At 57.5% G+C, this 17,710-nt stretch carries 17 protein-coding genes and 1 pseudogene; 11 read left to right on the forward strand and 7 right to left on the reverse strand.

Features of this window, described 5'->3' with window-relative positions:
* Nucleotides 1-5: 5 nt before the first annotated feature.
* From ntrX to dusB, 5 genes are all read right to left on the reverse strand, one after another.
* Entirely contained in the window at nucleotides 6-1,415 is a 1,410-nt protein-coding gene (ntrX, locus tag ACXAET_RS05725) for a nitrogen assimilation response regulator NtrX (RefSeq protein ID WP_475182405.1), read from the reverse strand.
* A complete protein-coding gene (locus ACXAET_RS05730) occupies nucleotides 1,412-3,700 on the reverse strand; it encodes a sensor histidine kinase NtrY-like (protein ID WP_475182410.1) in 2,289 nt (762 codons plus the stop codon). The genes ntrX and ACXAET_RS05730 overlap by 4 nt, the downstream gene beginning before the upstream one ends.
* A 99-nt stretch (nucleotides 3,701-3,799) precedes the next feature.
* Nucleotides 3,800-5,167, reverse strand: coding sequence for a response regulator (locus ACXAET_RS05735; RefSeq protein ID WP_475182413.1), 1,368 nt, complete (start codon nucleotides 5,165-5,167; stop codon nucleotides 3,800-3,802).
* Between the two features lie 12 nt (nucleotides 5,168-5,179).
* Nucleotides 5,180-6,274, reverse strand: coding sequence for a two-component system sensor histidine kinase NtrB (locus ACXAET_RS05740; RefSeq protein ID WP_475182416.1), 1,095 nt, complete (start codon nucleotides 6,272-6,274; stop codon nucleotides 5,180-5,182).
* A complete protein-coding gene (gene dusB, locus ACXAET_RS05745; RefSeq protein WP_475182418.1) occupies nucleotides 6,271-7,254 on the reverse strand; it encodes a tRNA dihydrouridine synthase DusB in 984 nt (327 codons plus the stop codon). Before dusB ends, ACXAET_RS05740 begins: the two co-directional genes overlap by 4 nt.
* Before the next feature lie 184 nt (nucleotides 7,255-7,438).
* Here dusB and ACXAET_RS05750 point away from each other — a divergent pair, with 184 nt between their 5' ends.
* The 6 genes and pseudogenes from ACXAET_RS05750 (at nucleotide 7,439) to ACXAET_RS05775 (ending at nucleotide 12,416) form a co-directional block, all read left to right on the forward strand.
* Nucleotides 7,439-8,569 carry a bifunctional 2-C-methyl-D-erythritol 4-phosphate cytidylyltransferase/2-C-methyl-D-erythritol 2,4-cyclodiphosphate synthase gene (locus ACXAET_RS05750; protein ID WP_475182423.1) on the forward strand — a complete coding sequence of 377 codons (1,131 nt, stop codon included), beginning with the start codon at nucleotides 7,439-7,441 and terminating at the stop codon, nucleotides 8,567-8,569.
* Nucleotides 8,566-9,063: a phosphatidylglycerophosphatase A family protein gene (locus tag ACXAET_RS05755; RefSeq protein ID WP_475187119.1), complete on the forward strand. Its 498-nt coding sequence runs from the start codon at nucleotides 8,566-8,568 to the stop codon at nucleotides 9,061-9,063. The genes ACXAET_RS05750 and ACXAET_RS05755 overlap by 4 nt, the downstream gene beginning before the upstream one ends.
* Nucleotides 9,060-9,542 (forward strand): CinA family protein, encoded by a 483-nt coding sequence (locus ACXAET_RS05760; RefSeq protein ID WP_475182426.1) that lies wholly within the window; start codon nucleotides 9,060-9,062, stop codon nucleotides 9,540-9,542. The genes ACXAET_RS05755 and ACXAET_RS05760 overlap by 4 nt, the downstream gene beginning before the upstream one ends.
* 108 nt (nucleotides 9,543-9,650) lie before the next feature.
* A pseudogene (locus ACXAET_RS05765) lies at nucleotides 9,651-9,868 on the forward strand (ammonia channel protein); the annotation flags it as partial.
* A gap of 141 nt (nucleotides 9,869-10,009) precedes the next feature.
* Entirely contained in the window at nucleotides 10,010-10,690 is a 681-nt protein-coding gene (locus ACXAET_RS05770) for an orotate phosphoribosyltransferase (RefSeq protein ID WP_475182431.1), read from the forward strand.
* A 235-nt stretch (nucleotides 10,691-10,925) separates the two neighbouring features.
* Nucleotides 10,926-12,416, forward strand: a complete 1,491-nt coding sequence (locus ACXAET_RS05775; protein WP_475182433.1) for a replicative DNA helicase — start codon at nucleotides 10,926-10,928, stop codon at nucleotides 12,414-12,416.
* A 1-nt stretch (nucleotide 12,417) separates the two neighbouring features.
* Here the strand turns inward: ACXAET_RS05775 and ACXAET_RS05780 are convergent, their stop codons facing one another.
* Entirely contained in the window at nucleotides 12,418-12,957 is a 540-nt protein-coding gene (locus tag ACXAET_RS05780) for a GNAT family N-acetyltransferase (protein ID WP_475182435.1), read from the reverse strand.
* A gap of 213 nt (nucleotides 12,958-13,170) precedes the next feature.
* On the opposite strand from ACXAET_RS05780, the gene alr reads away from it, so the two are divergent.
* From alr to ACXAET_RS05795, 3 genes are read left to right on the forward strand one after another with little or no spacing between them, the layout of a single operon-like run.
* A complete protein-coding gene (gene alr / locus ACXAET_RS05785; RefSeq protein WP_475182437.1) occupies nucleotides 13,171-14,205 on the forward strand; it encodes an alanine racemase in 1,035 nt (344 codons plus the stop codon).
* Nucleotides 14,202-14,984 carry an MlaE family ABC transporter permease gene (locus ACXAET_RS05790; protein WP_475182441.1) on the forward strand — a complete coding sequence of 261 codons (783 nt, stop codon included), beginning with the start codon at nucleotides 14,202-14,204 and terminating at the stop codon, nucleotides 14,982-14,984. Before alr ends, ACXAET_RS05790 begins: the two co-directional genes overlap by 4 nt.
* Nucleotides 14,981-15,727 (forward strand): ABC transporter ATP-binding protein, encoded by a 747-nt coding sequence (locus tag ACXAET_RS05795; RefSeq protein WP_475182444.1) that lies wholly within the window; start codon nucleotides 14,981-14,983, stop codon nucleotides 15,725-15,727. The genes ACXAET_RS05790 and ACXAET_RS05795 overlap by 4 nt, the downstream gene beginning before the upstream one ends.
* On the opposite strand, the gene ACXAET_RS05800 is transcribed toward ACXAET_RS05795, so the two are convergent.
* Complete coding sequence (locus ACXAET_RS05800; RefSeq protein WP_475182446.1) at nucleotides 15,724-16,134, reverse strand: hypothetical protein; 411 nt, start codon at nucleotides 16,132-16,134, stop codon at nucleotides 15,724-15,726. The two genes, ACXAET_RS05795 and ACXAET_RS05800, sit on opposite strands and share 4 nt — an antisense overlap.
* A 127-nt stretch (nucleotides 16,135-16,261) precedes the next feature.
* Between ACXAET_RS05800 and ACXAET_RS05805 the strand changes: the two genes are divergently transcribed.
* Together ACXAET_RS05805 and ACXAET_RS05810 are read left to right on the forward strand one after the other, a co-directional pair.
* Nucleotides 16,262-16,714: a paraquat-inducible protein A gene (locus ACXAET_RS05805; protein ID WP_475182450.1), complete on the forward strand. Its 453-nt coding sequence runs from the start codon at nucleotides 16,262-16,264 to the stop codon at nucleotides 16,712-16,714.
* A gap of 149 nt (nucleotides 16,715-16,863) precedes the next feature.
* Nucleotides 16,864-17,649, forward strand: coding sequence for a DNA repair protein (locus ACXAET_RS05810; protein ID WP_475182456.1), 786 nt, complete (start codon nucleotides 16,864-16,866; stop codon nucleotides 17,647-17,649).
* The last annotated feature ends 61 nt before the right edge of the window (nucleotides 17,650-17,710 follow it).

Raw genomic sequence — 17,710 nt, forward strand, 5'->3', positions numbered from 1 at the left:
GCGAATTACTCCGCCGGTTCCGGTTCATCCAGCTGAGCCACCCGCGCGCCCGATTTGTTCGATGTCACAACGCCCAGCGATTTCAGCTTGCGGTGCAAAGCGCTGCGTTCCATCCCAACAAAGCTGGCGGTGCGGCTAATATTCCCACCGAAACGGTTGATCTGAGTTAACAGATATTCCCGCTCGAACGCCTCGCGTGCCTCGCGCAATGGCAAAGTCGCCAAGGCGCCCGACAGGACAACACGCCCCGAATCGTCGGTCTTTTCCTCTTCGGTCGGCAATTCCTTGGCCTCGATCGGACCGGACCCTTCGCCAAGGATAAGGACACGCTCGATCAAGTTCTTGAGCTGCCGGACATTGCCAGGCCACGTCATCGTCTGCAAAAGCGCCACCGCTTCCTCCGAGATTTCGCGTATCGTCAGACCCTGAGATTCGTTACACATCTCAATGAAATGCTGGGCCAGAACCGGAATATCCTCGCGGCGTTCTTCCAGTGACGGAACGGCAATCGGCACCACGTTCAGCCTGTGATACAGTTCTTCTCGGAAACGGTCCGCGGATATCTCGGCCTCAAGATCACGGTTGGTCGACGAGATCACCCGCAGATCAACGCGCACTTTGTCTGACCCACCAACGCGCTGGAATTGCTGGTCGACAAGCACCCGCAAAATCTTGGACTGCGTGCCCTTTGGCATGTCGGCCACTTCGTCGAAATACACCACGCCACCATGCGCCTCTTCCAACAGGCCGGACTCAATGCCGCGCTCAGGCGTTTCACGACCGAACAAAACCTCTTCGACCCGTTCAGGTTCGATCCCAGCGCAGTTCACGGTCACGAAGGGAGCATTGGCGCGGTTGGAATGCGCATGGATATATCGGGCTGCGATCTCTTTGCCTGATCCGGCCGGACCACTCAGCATTACCCGGCCATTTGATTTGGTTACTTTGTCCAACTGGCTTTGCATCGCACGGAAGGCAGCGGACTTGCCGATCATATCCGAGTTCGTGACCTCTTTGCGTTTGAGCGATGCATTCTCGCGGCGCAGGCGCGAGGTTTCCATCGCGCGGCGGATCACCACCATCAACTGGTCAATATTGAAGGGCTTTTCGATAAAGTCATACGCACCCTGTTTGATCGCCGCCACAGCGATCTCGATGTTTCCGTGGCCTGAAATAATCACCACCGGCACATCCGGGTTGTCGCGCTTTACCGCCTTGAGTATGTCGATACCGTCCATGCGGCTGTCTTTCAGCCAGATATCCAGAATCAACAGCCCCGGCGGCTCAGAGTTGATCTCGGCCATGCACTCGTCCGAGTTGCCAGCCAGCCGGGTTGAATAGCCTTCGTCCTCCAGAATGTCGGACACCAGCTCGCGAATATCGCGTTCGTCATCTACGATCAGAATGTCACTCATCTTTGGCCTGCTTTCAGTTTGTTAGTATGAATTGCCTGCTTTTGTGGCGCTGTCGTCGGAGAGAAATTGCCCCCCGGTAATCGGATCACGGCCATCGCACCGAAATGGTCCTGTCCTTCAAATTTGGGGGCATCTTCCAGCGTCAGCGCCCCACCGTGTTCTTCGATAATCTTTTTGACGATGGGCAGGCCCAAACCTGTCCCTTCGTCCCGTGTGGTCACATAAGGCTCGAACAAACGCGCGCGGTCTTCGGGCAATCCGATGCCGTTGTCAGCAATCGTAATCACCGTGCCCGCATCATCTCGGGTCACGTCCACCTTGATCTGAGGTTTCAGATCTGCCGGCGGTCCCTTGTGCTTGAGCGTTTCAATCGCCTCACCTGCGTTCTTGATGAGATTTGTCAACGCCTGAGACAGCATCGTTGCATCCACATCCGCAAGGATTTGCTGATCCGGCAATGTGGCATCAATTTGTACGTCCGGTTGTCCGGCTTGCTGCAGCAAGACGGCCTCGCGCACCAAACCAACTACGTCTTCTTCGCGCCGATCCGGTTGCGGCATGCGCGCGAATTTCGAAAACTCATCGACAATACGTCGCAGATCGTTGGTTTGCCGCACGATCACGCTGGTCATGGATTCAAGGCTATCGCAATCCTCTTCGTCCAGTTTGCGCGAGAACTTGCGCTTGATACGTTCAGCGCTCAGCTGAATCGGGGTCAGAGGGTTCTTGATCTCATGCGCGATCCGCCGCGCAACATCGCCCCACGCGGCCATTCGTTGCGCACTGACAAGATCGGTCACGTCATCAAAGGCCACCACGTAACCTTCAAGCCTGCCATCTTCGCCCCGGCGGGTCGCCATGCGAACAAGCAGATTTTCCAACTGCCCCTTACGGGTCACCTTGACCTCACCCTGAACGGCCTCTTGTCCGCTTTCTTTGAGGCTTTCAAACAGCGGCAGAAACTCTGGAACGGCGATCCCGATCGAGAGTTTTTCATCCAAGCGCGTCCAGTCCAGCAACCGTTCCGCAGACCGGTTTACAAAAGTCACGCATCCATCCGGATCAACACCCACCACGCCAGACGTCACCGAGCTGAGAACAGAATCAAACAGCCGCCGACGGCGTTCGATCTGGCGGGTATTCTCAAGCAATGTGTCGCGCTGGCCTTTAAGTTGCCGGGTCATCTGGTTGAAATACCGGCCCAACATCGCGATCTCATCATCGCTGGCCTCTTCGATCACCTGCACACTTAGGTCCCCGGCCCCGACGCGCTGTGCAGCCGTCGTCAATCGACCCACGGGGCGCGAAAGACGTTCCGCAAACCACATGCCCAGCGACATAGCTGCCAGGATAAGGATCACAGCGAAGCCAAGGTAAAGCAGGCCAAACTCAAAAAGCACCCTGCCCCGCTCGCTTTCAAGTTGTTGATAGAACTGCGCCGTTTCCTTGGTGTCATCCAGCAGTGTCAACAACTGCCCGTCGACGTCGCGGCTGACATACAAATAGCGGTCAAGATAAGCCCGCAACGGAACCAGCGCGCGGAACTCATTGTTTTCCCAGTCCGCGATAATCAAAATACCATTATCTGAGGCTTGAACAAATTGTTCCGCTGTAGGCGCCTCGTAATCGAAAAGATAAGACCGGTCCCCGCGTGAGCGGATTTCGGCACTGCCATCAATGACATAGGCCTCACGCAGGCCGCGCTGAATCTGCGACTGACCTTGCGCCAGTACCTCGCGCAGTTCGGCATCGGAAATGTAGAAATCCAGATTTCTGGCGTTGTCGAGATACCGCGCCAAAACCGCAGCGTCCTGCGTTAGCCCTTGCCGATGTTCTAGTTCATAGGCTTCGGCTGCGGTAAGGGACGAGCCCACCACCTGCCGTACACGGTCGGAAAACCAGCCTTCCAGACCGATATTCACCGTTAATCCTGCAAAGATCGCGACAGTGACCGTCGGCACCAGTGCCAGCAGCGTAAAAGCGCCGATTAGCCTCAGATGAAGTCGGGAGCCAGCCGATTTTTCGCGGCGCGCTGCGATCAGGTTGAATACCTGACCCAAAACCAGTGCGGCTACTACCAGTACATAGACAAGATCAGCCAGCAGGATCAGGCGCAATGTCGGCGCGGTTGCCCCAAGATCAAATGGACCGATGACAAGATACGTGGCCAACGCCAGCGCCGGCCCGAGAAGAACCAACCCCAAAGTGCCGAAATTGCGCAGTTTTCGGGATTTCCGCCACCGATTGATCGCTGGAATAGGCCCGCTCTGTGCCCGGGTTGCCACCGTCTGCCCTCATTCTGATGTGCCGCTTGCGCGACGAACCGCCATATGTCGTGGTCCTTGCCGGACGCTGGCCCGGATGCCACGGTTTGTGTGGCGATATTACATCAGTTTACGGCGTCGTGTCACCTGAATATCGAGGTCCGTAATTTTTTTGCGCAGCGTATTCCGGTTAATGCCCAATAGATCTGCACATTTCGCCTGATTTCCACCGGTTGCGTCCAGTGCCAGCTCGATCAGCGGGGCTTCGACCTCGCGCAGGATGCGCTGATACAGACCCGGTGGTGGCAAAATATTGCCATGTAGGTCGAAGTAGCGACGCAAGTGGCGGGCCACCGAAGCCGACAGTTTTTCACGCTCACCATCGCCCAAAACAGGTTCCGCTTCGGGCTGCGTGCCCAAAACCATCTCTACCTCGGCTTTTGTGATCTCGTCGGCCCGACTGGTCAGGCTGAGGCGGCGAACGGCGTTTTCAAGCTGCCGTACATTGCCGGGCCACGAATAGCGGCGGACCAGTTCTACCGCCTCGGGGCTCAGCCAGCGCTTGGCGCCATGCTCACGTTCTTCCCGCGCCAAAAAGTGCTCGGCCAGCAATGGAATGTCGTCGACGCGCTCACGCAGGGCGGGCACATGAACGGTTGCGCCGCATAAACGGTAGTATAGATCCTGACGCACCCGACCGCTTTCCATCGCTTCGGTCAGGTCCGACTGGCTGGTGGCCATAAAGCGCGGGACGTGGTCGCCGGGTGTATCCATCATCCGAACGATCCGGGCCTGAAGTTCGTCTTCAATATCCGCGATTTCATCGATCAGCAACGTGCCGCCACGCACTCGGGCCATTACCCGTGCTGGCCCTTCCAGGTCTCGCAAATCCGAGGCTGTCACCGTCGCAAACGGCAATGTACGCCGATCCGAGAAATCATGAATGGCCCGCGCAATCAGAGACTTACCTGTGCCGCTTTCACCGGAAATCATCACTGACAAGTCCGTGTTCATGACCCGCGCCACCAACCGGTACAGCGCCTGCATGACAGGCGTCCGCCCAATCAGCGGCAACTCCTCGGGGCGGTCCTCGGAGGGTTCCGCCACGTCCGTCTGCACCCGCTGTTTCTGCTCCAACGCCCTTGCAGTGCGCTTCATCAAATCAGGAAGGTCAAACGGTTTGGGAAGATAGTCGTATGCATCCGCCTCGGCGGCCTGGATCGCAGTCATGATCGTGTTCTGCGCGGATATGACAATGACCGGCAGGCCCGGGCGATCCTCGGCGATCTTTGGCAGCATTTCCAACCCGTTTCCATCCGGCATGACCACGTCCGAGATCACCACATCCCCCTTGCCTTCACCAACCCAGCGCATCAGCGTGGTCAGCGATGAGGTCGCATGAACTTTGCACCCTGCCCGGGTCAGGGCCTGTGTCAGAACAGTGCGGATCGTGCGGTCGTCATCTGCAACCAGTACAGTGCCATCCATCAGGTGCTCTCCTTACTCTGCGCTCTCTTGCGCCGTGATTTCGCTTGCCTCTTTGGGTGCCCGCCTCAATGAGATGCGGAACACCGTGCGACCCGGCACCGACTCGGCTGAAATCCAGCCGTCGTGGTCCGATATGATCTTGCTCACCAGCGCCAGGCCAAGGCCGGTGCCATTTTCCTTGCCAGATACGAAAGGGTCGAAAATGTCGCCGCGGATCTTCTCGGGCAAACCCGGCCCGTCGTCTATGATCTCTATTTGCAGGGGCAGCATATGCCCCGAACCGTCGCTGCGACGAAGCCGAAAGGAATGCTCGTAATAGGTACGTAACCTTATGGTTCCGCCCTTGGGATCAGCAGCTTCCGACGCGTTCTTGAGAAGATTAAGAACCACCTGCAAAAACTGATCCGGATCGCCGTAAGCCAACGGCAGTGAAGGGTCATAATCCTCGATAATCCGCATATGCGCCCCGAAGCCAAGCAAGGCAGAACGACGCGCGCGATCCAAAACATCATGTATGTTCACCGGCTTGAAATCAGGCTGCGACAGGTTTCCGAACTGCTCGACCTGCTCCAAAAGCTTAACGATGCGGCGGCTTTCTGCCACGATTAAATCTGTAAGCTCAAGGTCTTGCGATGAGATATTCATGCTGAGCAACTGCGCTGCACCCGTGATGCCAGCCAAAGGATTCTTGATTTCGTGCGCCAACATTTCGGCCATGCCAATTGCCGATTGTGCAGCGGATTTGACCGTGTTGCCCCGCGTCATGCGCCCGGCCAGTTCGCGCGGTGTAATGATCATGATCATTGACCCCTGATGCCCGATCAGCGGCGCGATTTGTAACGCACATTGCAGCGGTGCACGGTTGCCTGATCCAACATCCACGTCATTTACAAAAAGCGGCGTGCCCTGCTTGCGCGCACGCTCAAAGGCTTCCTCAAGCGGAGCGTCCACGGCGATCTGATCCCAGACGGGGTGCCCAAGCACGGATTTCTGCGAGGCATTCAGAAACCCCTCACCCGCGGAATTCACATCGGTGATCCGATCCTCGACGTCGATGATAAACGCCGGAACAGGCAGGGACGCCCAAATGCTTTTGTCTGAGTTCACGCAGCCGCCTCCGCATCCGCGCAGAGCGCATCGCCCAGCAGGCGCATCACCTCTTCTGAATCGCGCGAGGTCAAAACGGCGCGGCGCAACGGCGCTGGTGTTCCGGCCTCATCCATGTACCAACCCAGATGTTTGCGGGCGACGCGCAGGCCAAGCTCAGACCCGTAAAACTCCAACATGGCCTGATAGTGCGTGCACACCATATTGACCAAACTGTCACCCGTGGGAATTTCCGGTACGTCTGTACCATAGAGGTCATGACATACCTGTGCCAAAATCCACGGTTTGCCCTGCGCGCCCCTGCCGATCATCACGCCGTCTGCATCGGATTGGTCCAGCGCGGTGCGCGCGGTGGCCGAGTCCACGATATCTCCGTTCGCGATGACGGGGATTGAGACAGCCTCTTTCACCGCGCGAATAGCCTGCCAATTGGCGTTGCCCTTGTAGAACTGGCATCGGGTGCGGCCATGGATTGTAACCATGCAGATGCCTGCATCCTGCGCGCGCCGCGCGATTTCAGGCGCGTTCAACAGCGCATCATCCCAACCCAGCCGCGTTTTCAACGTAACCGGCAGATCGACCGCCCCAACCACGGCTTCAATCAACGTCAAAGCGTGATCGGGCGTTTTCAACAGGGCCGAGCCAGAATAGCCATTTGTGACCTTCTTGGCCGGGCAACCCATATTGATATCTATGACGCGCGCTCCACGGTCGGCCACCTGACGCGCGGCCTCGGCCATCCAGTACGCCTCACGTCCCACCAGCTGAACGGCGGTATTTTCCGCATCCGCAGACAGTTCGGCCCTTTCGCGCACACCGGGTTTAGACTGAACCATTTCCTGGCTGGCGACCATCTCGCTCACGACCATGCCTGCGCCAAAGCGCGTCACCAGATCACGAAAAGGCCGGTCTGTGATTCCGGCCATCGGCGCCAGCATGACTGGCGGGTTCAGGGCTTTGTCAGCAAGTTGAAGATTCAAGGTGCTTAATCCTTAGGCAGTTGCGGCTTTAATATCGAATTGAGCGCATATGAACAACAAATCGCCCCTCATCAAGCCCGCAAAATCATCACTTGCCTATTTTTTAGGCAAGCTTACGCGGGTGATTGCCTCTGCATTCACCGCAGCCTAAACATCACCCCGAACCAACCGGAGATCGCGCCCCATGACAACCGCCGCCATCATCGTCGCCGCAGGACGCGGGCAACGTGCCGGCGGGGGAATTCCCAAACAGTGGTGTGCTCTTGCAGGTCGTCGTGTTGCGGATTGGACCATCGACCGATTTCGCGGCCAAGTGGACCATGTCGTGCTTGTGTTGTCTGAAGAAGATCAGAATGCCTGGGCGGAATTCGAAAACTCTGACCTGATCCTGGCCAAAGGGGGCCATGATCGCGCGGGGTCTGTCCGCAACGGACTTTTGGCGCTCAGGACACTCGGGGTTCAGCGGGTTTTAATCCACGACGTTGCGCGGCCCTGTGTTCATACGCAGACTATTCAACAGGTTCTGACCGCACTAGACACCCATTCGGCCGCGGCCCCAGGATTGGCGGTCACGGATGCGCTCTGGACAGGCGATGGTGTCCTTGTGACCGGCACGCAGGACCGAACCGGCCTGTTTGCCGCACAGACACCGCAGGGGTTTCACTATGACGCAATCGTCGCAGCCCACGCAGCCCATCCCGGAGGCGCCGCAGATGACGTCGAAGTGGCCCGAGCCGCAGGGCTGGATACAGCCATCGTGCCCGGTGACGCGGATAACATCAAAATCACACGGCCCGAGGACTTTGTCCGGGCGGAACGTATATTGGGAAAAGCTATGGATGTAAGGCTGGGCAACGGGTACGACGTGCATCGGTTTGGCGACGGGGATCACGTGATCCTGTGCGGTATAAAGGTGCCGCATGACCGTGGCCTGCAAGGCCATTCCGACGCGGACGTCGGCATGCACGCCGTTACCGATGCTATTTACGGCGCACTGGCGCAGGGCGATATTGGTCAGCACTTCCCGCCTTCGGACCCGCAATGGAAAGGCGCCGCCAGCAAGATCTTCCTGCGTCACGCGGTCGATTTGGCCGGGAAGATGGGTTATCGGATTTCGAATGTCGATTGCACGCTGGTCTGCGAATATCCCAAAATCGGCCCCCATGCGCCCTCCATGCGGGACGAGATGGCGCGGATCATGGGGCTGCGCGCCGATCAGGTCTCGGTCAAGGCAACAACGTCCGAGCGTCTGGGCTTCACCGGGCGGAGCGAAGGGATCGCCGCGCTGGCCACCGCATGTCTGGTGAAATCATGACCGCCGCGCGCCTGATCGGAACCGTTTGCGGTATTGGCTACCTGCGACCCGCCTCGGGAACATGGGGATCGCTGGCCGCCCTGCCCTTGGTTTGGGTCCTGCACGCGTTGGGCGGGTTCCCGTTACTGGCAATCGCAACGGTCGCCGTTTTTTTCGGCGGGCTCTGGGCGACACGCGTCATGACCGCAGGGACGGAGGATCACGATCCCTCCGAGATCGTCATAGACGAAGTGGCCGGACAGTTTGTTGCACTGTGGGCTATTTCTTATCCGTCCTGGGCGCACGGGATCGAGATTACAGCACTCTGGCCCGGCTGGGTCGCCGGGTTCCTGCTGTTCCGCCTGTTCGACATCACCAAACCGGGCCCAGTGGGCTGGGCCGACCAGCGCAATGACGCGATGGGTGTCATGTTGGATGATGTGATTGCAGGCATTCTTGCCGGGATCGGTGTTCTGATCCTTGCTGGCATAACGCACGGATTACTGGGCCTATGACCGTTGCCGAACTTCTCGACCGCGCCAAAGCGCAAGGCGTGATGATCTGCACTGCGGAAAGCTGCACGGGCGGTATGGTCGCGGCGGCCTTGACCGATATTCCCGGAAGCTCGGCAGTGGTCGAGCGTGGGTTCGTGACCTATACCAATCTGGCCAAGCAGCAGATGCTTGGCGTTCAAGCCGAAACGCTGGCCGCTCATGGCGCGGTCTCGGAACAGGTCGCAGGGGAAATGGCTGAGGGCGCGTTGAAACATTCCGACGCACAGCTTGCAGTCTCGGTTACAGGTATTGCGGGTCCGGGTGGTTCGGAATTCAAGCCCGAGGGCCGGGTTTGCTTTGGGCTGGCCGCGAAAGGTGGTCCAACTCACACGGAAACAGTGGAATTCGGGCCACAAGGGCGCAACAACGTTCGCTGCGCCGCACGGGATCACGCGCTGTATTTGCTGTCGCAGGGCCTCGTGACTCTCGCACAAAAATAAGGCACACGCTCCTTCAGTGGTCCCACCCGGATCGTAATGGCAACCGCCCCGGTCCTATGCGTAAAACTGCCGGGCCTGGCCTTGTTTCATGGTGGGCCCGTACGTGCCGGCAATGTGCTGGGCACTCTCATCATTCCCGTCTTCGGTCAGGGGTCATGGACGACATGGGAAGGCTGATTACTATGGGTGCCTTCACGGCAGTTGTCACTTTCGTGTTGATCAAGGTGGTTGCGCTTATCACCCCGCCTCGCGTAGACGCCGAGACCGAGACAAACGGACTGGATCTGTCGGTACACGGCGAACGGGCCTATGACATGAGCAGCTAAGCCCACCTTGGCAAGCTCTGCCCACACGGGCGCTAAGCGGACCTGTTCAGGGTCCGCTTTTCTTTTGCGCGCAATCCTCTCGACTCTGGGACGGTGCTCGGGCTATTTGCCCGCAACGTCATTCCGTACCGAGGTTGCACCATGATCCCCAGTTCATTTCCCGATAGCACCGAAATCGCCCGACTGACCGCGCGGATGCTGCTGGAGATCAAGGCCGTCCACTTCAATGCACGCGAACCGTTCACTCTGGCCAGTGGATTGCCAAGCCCGACCTATATCGACTGCCGCAAGCTGATCTCATACCCGCGAATCCGCGCGACCCTGATGGATTTCCTGACTGTCACCGTGATGCGGGACGCGGGTTTTGAAGCGTTCGACAACATCGCTGGCGGTGAAACTGCGGGCATCCCCTTTGCCGCGCTGGTGGCCGAGCGGATGGCCCTGCCGATGACATATGTTCGTAAAAAGCCCAAAGGTTACGGGCGCAATGCCCGCATCGAAGGCGCGATGACAGAAGGTGAGCGTGTTTTGCTGGTTGAGGACCTGACAACCGATGGCGGTTCAAAACTGTCCTTTGTCGATGCCATCCGCGAAACGGGCGCGACCTGCGGACACACTGCAGTGATCTTCTACTACGGCATCTTTCCCGAAACCGAGAAAACGCTCGGCGGTCACGGCGTTCAATTGCATCACCTGTGTACGTGGTGGGATGTTTTGGCCGAAGCCAAAGCGCAGAAAACCTTTGATCAAGAGACACTTGAGGGTGTCGAGGCCTTCCTGAACGACCCGCGCGGCTGGCAGGAAGCGCAAAAAACAACCTGAACCCTCTGTGTATAAGCTGGGGGTAAGTCAAAAAAGAATCGCCCCGAGGGGGCTTGCATCTTGTGTGGCCGCTTGACCCCTGCACAAAATGTTGCGTGAGACAGCGTTTTTTGGCAGAGTTGTCCAAAGTTATCCCAAGCTGAAGCCAAGTTATACGCGACTTATCTTCAGAAATTTACAGATGGCCCTGGCAGGGTCTGATTGATTAGAACTGCCACAGGGCAGCGGGGACAAAATGAACGAGATTAGCAGTATCGAGCAGGCAGCGGCTCAGATTCAGAATGCCGAAACCATGCCGCATTCCATTGAGGCAGAGCAGCAGCTTCTGGGCGCAATTCTAACCAATAATGATCTGTATGACCGCGTGGCTTCGATCATCGGGGCCGAACATTTCTATGATCCGGTCCACGCCCGGATTTACGAGGTAGCCGCTGCACGCATCGCCAAGAATGCGCTGGCCTCGCCCGTGACGCTGAAATCCTTCATGGCCGAGGACGAAGGGCTGAAGGAACTGGGCGGCCCGGCTTATCTTGTCAAACTGGCCGGCGCGTCGATCAGCGCGTTTGCTGTGCATGACTACGCCCAGATGATCTATGACCTTGCTATCCGGCGCGAGTTGATCCGGCTGGGCCGCGATATCTCGGACAAGGCGGCGCGGGTCGAGATCAGCAGCGAACCCAAAGAACAGATAATCGAGGCCGAGCAACAGCTTTATCAGCTTTCCGAGCAGGGCCAGACCGAACAGGGTTTCAAATCCTTCCTCAAGGCGGTCACAGAAGCCGTCAACGTCACAAACGAAGCGTATCAGCGCGGTGGCGGCATGGCAGGGATTTCCACCGGTCTGGCCGACCTCGACAAACAATTGGGTGGCTTGCACCCGTCCGACCTGATCATTCTGGCGGGTCGTCCGTCGATGGGTAAGACATCACTGGCAACCAACGTCGCGTTTAACGTTGCCAAGGCGTACAAACGCGGCATCAAACCCGATGGAAGTGAAGGCGCGATTGACGGTGGCGTTGTCGGGTTCTTTTCGCTGGAGATGAGCGCCGAGCAACTTGCAGGCCGAGTTCTGGCCGAAGCGTCCGAGATTTCATCGCATAAAATCCGTCAGGGTGACATGACCGAGGCCGAATTCCGACGCTTTGTCGACGCGGCCAAGGAACTGGAAGCTTGCCCGCTGTTCATTGACGACACCCCGGCCTTGCCGATTTCGCAACTTGCGGCCCGTGCGCGGCGGTTGAAGCGGACGCATGGTCTGGACCTGTTGGTGATTGACTACCTTCAACTCTGCCGCGGCATGGCCGAAAACCGTGTCAACGAGATTGCCGAGATTTCGATGGGCATGAAGGCCATCGCCAAAGAGCTGAACATTCCCGTTGTCGCGCTGTCGCAGCTAAGCCGTCAGGTGGAAAACCGGGATGACAAACGCCCCCAGTTGTCTGACCTGCGGGAATCAGGCTCGATCGAACAAGACGCCGACGTCGTTATGTTCGTCTTCCGCGAGGAATATTACAAAGAGCGTGAAAAACCCGGCGATCATGAGCTGGACAAGATGGAAGAGTGGAAGCAGGCCATGGAACGCCTGCACGGCAAGGCCGAAGTCATCGTCGGCAAGCAGCGGCACGGCCCCATCGGTACGGTCGAGCTGTCCTTTGAGGCTCAGTTCACGCGCTTTGGCAACCTTGTCAAACCCTGGCAGCAAGACGGCCAGATCGAAGGATATTGATCTACCAAAGTTCAGGCTTGTTGAATGCGTTGGCGCAGCGCGATGGCCCTTTGATCGGCAAGCTCGATCTCCTCAGGGATTGCCCCAACCATCCGTGCGGCATGCTCAACGGCATTGGTGGTTGAGCATCCGCTTCGGTGATCGGCTGAAACCCTGATTTGCCGTAGTAAGCGGGATCCCCATAAGTAACGACAAAGTCCGCCCCTTGCTGACGCAGGTGCCCAAGCCCAAAGCTGATCAGTTTTTGACCAACGCCCATTTTCTGGCGGTCGGTTCGCACAGCCACCGGAGACATCAGGAATACCTGTCGCGGGTCCTGATCATAGTAAAGCCGCGAAAACAAAATGCATCCGCACAGCAACCCGTCATCCAGTGCCAAAACCCCCGACAGGTCATCCTTGGGTGTTGAGTTCAAAAGGTCAGACGAAAGGGAACCGATCAACAGCCCCTCGGCCTCGCCTTCTGATGCGGTAAAGACGTCGCAAAACAGCTCGGGCAGCTCGGACACCCGTGCGTGGTACTCGGCGGTCAGGCTCAGCATTCTCCCTCCGTAAAGTTGCATAAACGGTTCTGCGTATTGCCCGCAGTTGATCACGTCATGGACACAATGGCGAGATATGGCAACTGGCGCTAGCGCCGTTTCCTGCCAACGCGCAAGCATACTGGCCAGAAGCTGCGCAGTATCAAGGATATATGTTCAGGAATTGCCGCATTCCCCCTTGACCTACCACGATCCAATGTCATGAACAGCACCATGAGTACCGCACGACTGACGATCAACCTACATGCGCTGGCCAGCAACTGGCGCGCGCTCAATGCGAAAACGGATGTCGAGACCGGCGCCGTGGTCAAAGCCGACGCCTATGGTCTTGGGGCCGGGCCGGTGTCAGCAACTTTGGCTGAAGAAGGCGTTCGCAAGTTCTTTGTCGCCGTCGCCGAAGAAGGTGCCGCCGTGCGCAAGGCTATTGGTCCTGGGCCGATGATCGCCGTGTTCTCCGGCCATATGGAGGGCGACACCGAACTGCTTCGGGATCATGATCTGACGCCGCTGATCAACTCACCGGAACAATTTGTGCGCCACCATCAGGCAATGCCCGACCACGCCTTTGGTATTCAGTTGGACAGTGGCATGAATCGCCTTGGGCTAGAGCCGACAGACTGGGCCGAACTGCGCCCCAAAGCTGAAACTTTGAAGCCAGTGGTGGTTATGTCGCATCTGGCCTGTGCGGATGAACCCGATCACCCGATGAACCAACAGCAATTGAAAACTTTCCGCGCAATGACCGACGGCGTTACAGGCCCCCGGTCCTTAGCGGCCACCGGGGGTATACTTTTGGGGTCGGAATTCCATTTTGACTTCAGCCGCCCGGGTGTCGGTCTTTATGGCGGCATGCCGTTCGCGGACGCCAAACCGGTTGTTACAGTCGATTTACCCGTGATTCAGGTTCGCGCGGTCGAAGTCGGAGAGACCGTTGGCTACGGCAACACCTGGGTTGCCCGTCGTCCGTCTCGCATAGCTACCGTTGCAGCGGGCTACGCGGACGGCCTTCACCGGGCGATCGGAGGTGGCATCGACGCCTTTGCGGGTGATCAACCCTGCCCTGTGGTCGGCCGCATCTCAATGGACCTGATCACGGTCGATGTCACCGACCTGCCCGAAGACCCCAAGCGTCTGCGCATTCTGAACGGGCATCAAACTGTCGATGACCTTGCCGAGGCTGCAGGCACCATCGGATATGAAATCCTTACCTCGCTTGGCGCGCGCTACTCCCGAGGCTACGTAGAATGAATCGTCTCTTTTTGCTGGGCGGGTTGGGCCGAGCGGTTCTGGCCCTTTTCGCCACTTTTGGTCGCGTTGGGCTTTTTGCGTTTGATGCGGTTTCACACATTTTCCGCCCACCCTACTACCCGCGTGAGTTTGCTGTTGCCCTGATGAATATCGGCTGGCTGTCCCTGCCGGTTGTCGGCCTGACCGCTATCTTCACTGGTGGCGCGCTGGCGCTTCAAATCTATGCTGGAGGCGCGCGTTTTAATGCCGAGGCCGTGGTGCCGCAGATCGTCGCCATCGGCATGGTGCGGGAACTTGGCCCTGTCCTTGTGGGCTTGATGATCGCCGCGCGCGTCACCTCCTCCATCGCGGCCGAGATCGCCACCATGAAAGTCACCGAGCAGATCGACGCACTGGTAACCCTGTCGACCCATCCGATGAAATACCTGACGGCACCCCGCGTTCTGGCCGCGCTTATCACCGTTCCGCTGCTGGTCGGCATCGGTGACATCATCGGTATCGCAGGCGGCTACGTGGTTGCGACACAAAACCTTGGCTTCAACCCTGCGACCTACCTGTTGAACACTGTCAATTTCCTTGAAACGCGGGATATCGTTTCCTCGCTTGTCAAAGGGGCCGCCTTCGGCGTGATCGCAGCCGTTATGGGGTGCTACTATGGCATGAATTCGGGGCGTGGCGCGCAGGGCGTGGGCCGGGCCACCAAATCCTCGGTCGAGTCTGCTGCAATCATGATTCTCGCCGCCAACTTCATTCTGACAGGGGTATTCTTCTCGCTATGATCCGGATGGAAAATGTACAAAAAGCGTTTGGGTCCAACCAGGTTCTGCAAGGCATGAACCTTGAGATTGCGAAGGGCACCTCGATGGTCATCATCGGTGGCTCGGGCACCGGAAAATCAGTGGCCCTGAAATGCATCCTTGGCCTGATTAAGCCTGACAGCGGTATGATTTATGTCGATGGGAAAGACGCAAGCACAGGCGACCGCGACGCGTTTCTGGCCCGGTTTGGCATGTTGTTTCAAGGGGGAGCCCTGTTCGATTCCCTGCCCGTTTGGCAAAACGTCGCGTTTCGTTTGCTGCGCGGCCCAATGAAGCAACCCGCCGATTACGCGCGCGAAATCGCCATCGACAAGTTGCGCCGCGTAGGGCTGCGTTCCAACGTGGCCGACCTATACCCTTCGGAACTTTCGGGCGGCATGCAGAAACGCGTGGGCCTTGCCCGCGCAATCGCCGCCGAGCCCGAGATCATTTTCTTCGACGAACCTACCACCGGTCTGGACCCGATCATGTCCGGCGTCATCAACGACCTGATCCGCGAGATCGTGACCGAGATGGGCGCCACCGCGATGACCATCACCCACGACATGAGTTCCGTCCGTGCCATTGCCGACAACGTGGCGATGCTGCATGACGGCGTGATTCAGTGGACCGGCCCGGTGAGCCAGATGGATGCCTCGGGCGATCCGTATCTTGAGCAGTTCATCAGCGGGAGCGCAGAAGGGCCGATTGAGGCGGTGCGTTAAGCTCTCTCTTCCTCGCGTTCCCGCTTAAGCTGATCATACGCGCGCTTAGCGTAATCATAGCGCAATAGATATTGCCCCGCATTCATCACAAAGTCGGGGGTTTGAATGCGAATTGCATCAAACACTTGCCGGAGATGTGTTCCGGAAACCGGGATGTAGCTGGGATCTTCACCAGAAAGCTTATTGTAAAGGCGGTCACCAAACCATCCGGCTCTTCTTCGTGCACGATCCGTCTCATAAAGTCGGAAATGCAAAACTCCAAAGAGCTGCTCACGGTCGAACGGCACCCTGTCTGCCGCCGCACTCGCAGCAGAAAACACAGTATGTAATCCACCAGCTGCCGCAACAACGCTTGCATTACTCAATGCGGATGGGCCATTTACGATCTTTATAATTGGGTCAGGCACTACAATCTAAAGCTGATTAATTTATGACTTACTTAGGCTTACACTCAATTCATACGACCGCAACTCAGAACTTGCCGCAGATACCTGCACTTACTAAGTATACAATTGCCTTACCAAAATCTTGTTCATGACCCTCCGCCTCGCCACCCTCTCGCTCCTGATCCTATACCCCATCGCGTGGTTCGCCCCGCTGATGCGAGCGGGGCTGCTCCCGATCTTCGGCTTGTCGGAAATAAGCGTCATCACAGGCCTGCAATCCTTGTGGAAATCAGACGTCTTCCTGGCACTGATTGTTACGATCTTTGCCCTCTTCGCGCCTTACATCAAAACCATCGGCACTGCCCTGATCCAATGGGACCTGCTGGATGCACGTGTCCAACCCGCGCTGAATATCCTTGGCAAACTGGCGATGGCCGACATTTTCCTGATCGCGCTTTACATCACGCTGGCCAAAGGAATCTCTTACGCGACCATTGAAACCGCATGGGGCCTATACCTATTCACGGCCTGCATTCTGGCCTCGCTCGTACTTGGTCACATTACGGAAATGACACGCAGTTCACGAAATACTCTGAGCTAATTGATTGAAAACACTCATCTGAGTATCATTATCTTATTTCGAGCAGCAAAAAATTTTAGTTTTCAGGTCCGCAGCGGATCAATCTGCGTGTTTTGGATTTCTCCGCTTGGGCCTGGTTGTGTACCAGTTCTAGAAGGAGTTCGTCGACCATGACTGCCCTCCATAATATTACTTTGCAATTTCAGAATGTCTTTTTGAAACTAACTTTTGCACTCATATGTGCAGCAGCCCTTTTCGCCATTTCCGTAACGCTTTTGTCTGCGTTGGGGGTGTTCCCCTGGCTGTCCATGCAAGCCGGGCTTGCGGGCGGACCTGCCATAGATGCAGGGATGTTCTTCCAGATTGGCCTGACCATTCTCGTCCTCATGCTGGCGTTTTACTTGCCGGCAAATGCGCGGATGATGGCCCTGGAGAACAGCCACCGCAAGTTTGCTTTGAGCATGCACGATGTGTCCGAAGCCTACCACTTGGCCCACGCGGCGGATCGTGGCGGTCTGTTCGTCATGTCCTCCGAGTTCGACGCAATTAAAGAGCGGATGGCCTTTCTGCGCCAGCACCCGCAGCTGCAAACGCTCGAACCCGAGATACTGGAACTGGCGGCGCAAATGAGCCACATCAGCCATGATCTTGCTGAAACCTACGGCGACGCACAGGTTAACCGAGCGCGGACCTTCCTGCAACAACGGCAGGAAGAAATCGAAATGTTCCAGCACCGTTTGGAAGAAGCACAGGTCATCCAAAATGAACTGCGCCAGTGGACGCGCGACGTTGAAATGGAAGAAACAATTGCCCGGTCGCAATTGACGCGCCTCCGGGACGAACTGTTTGAATTGCTTCCAGAATTGTCGGTTCAGTTGCAGGCACAGTCGCAGGATGGCGCACCTGCTTCATCCAGCGTGGTCGCGATGTCGCCACCGCCCCGCGCGGCTGAGTAGGCGCGTATGCGCCCGCCGCGGACGATGGCCCAAGGGGCTTGAGGACGCGGCGCGCCATCGG

The sequence above is a fragment of the Ruegeria sp. AWH4_226 genome (assembly GCF_056159225.1).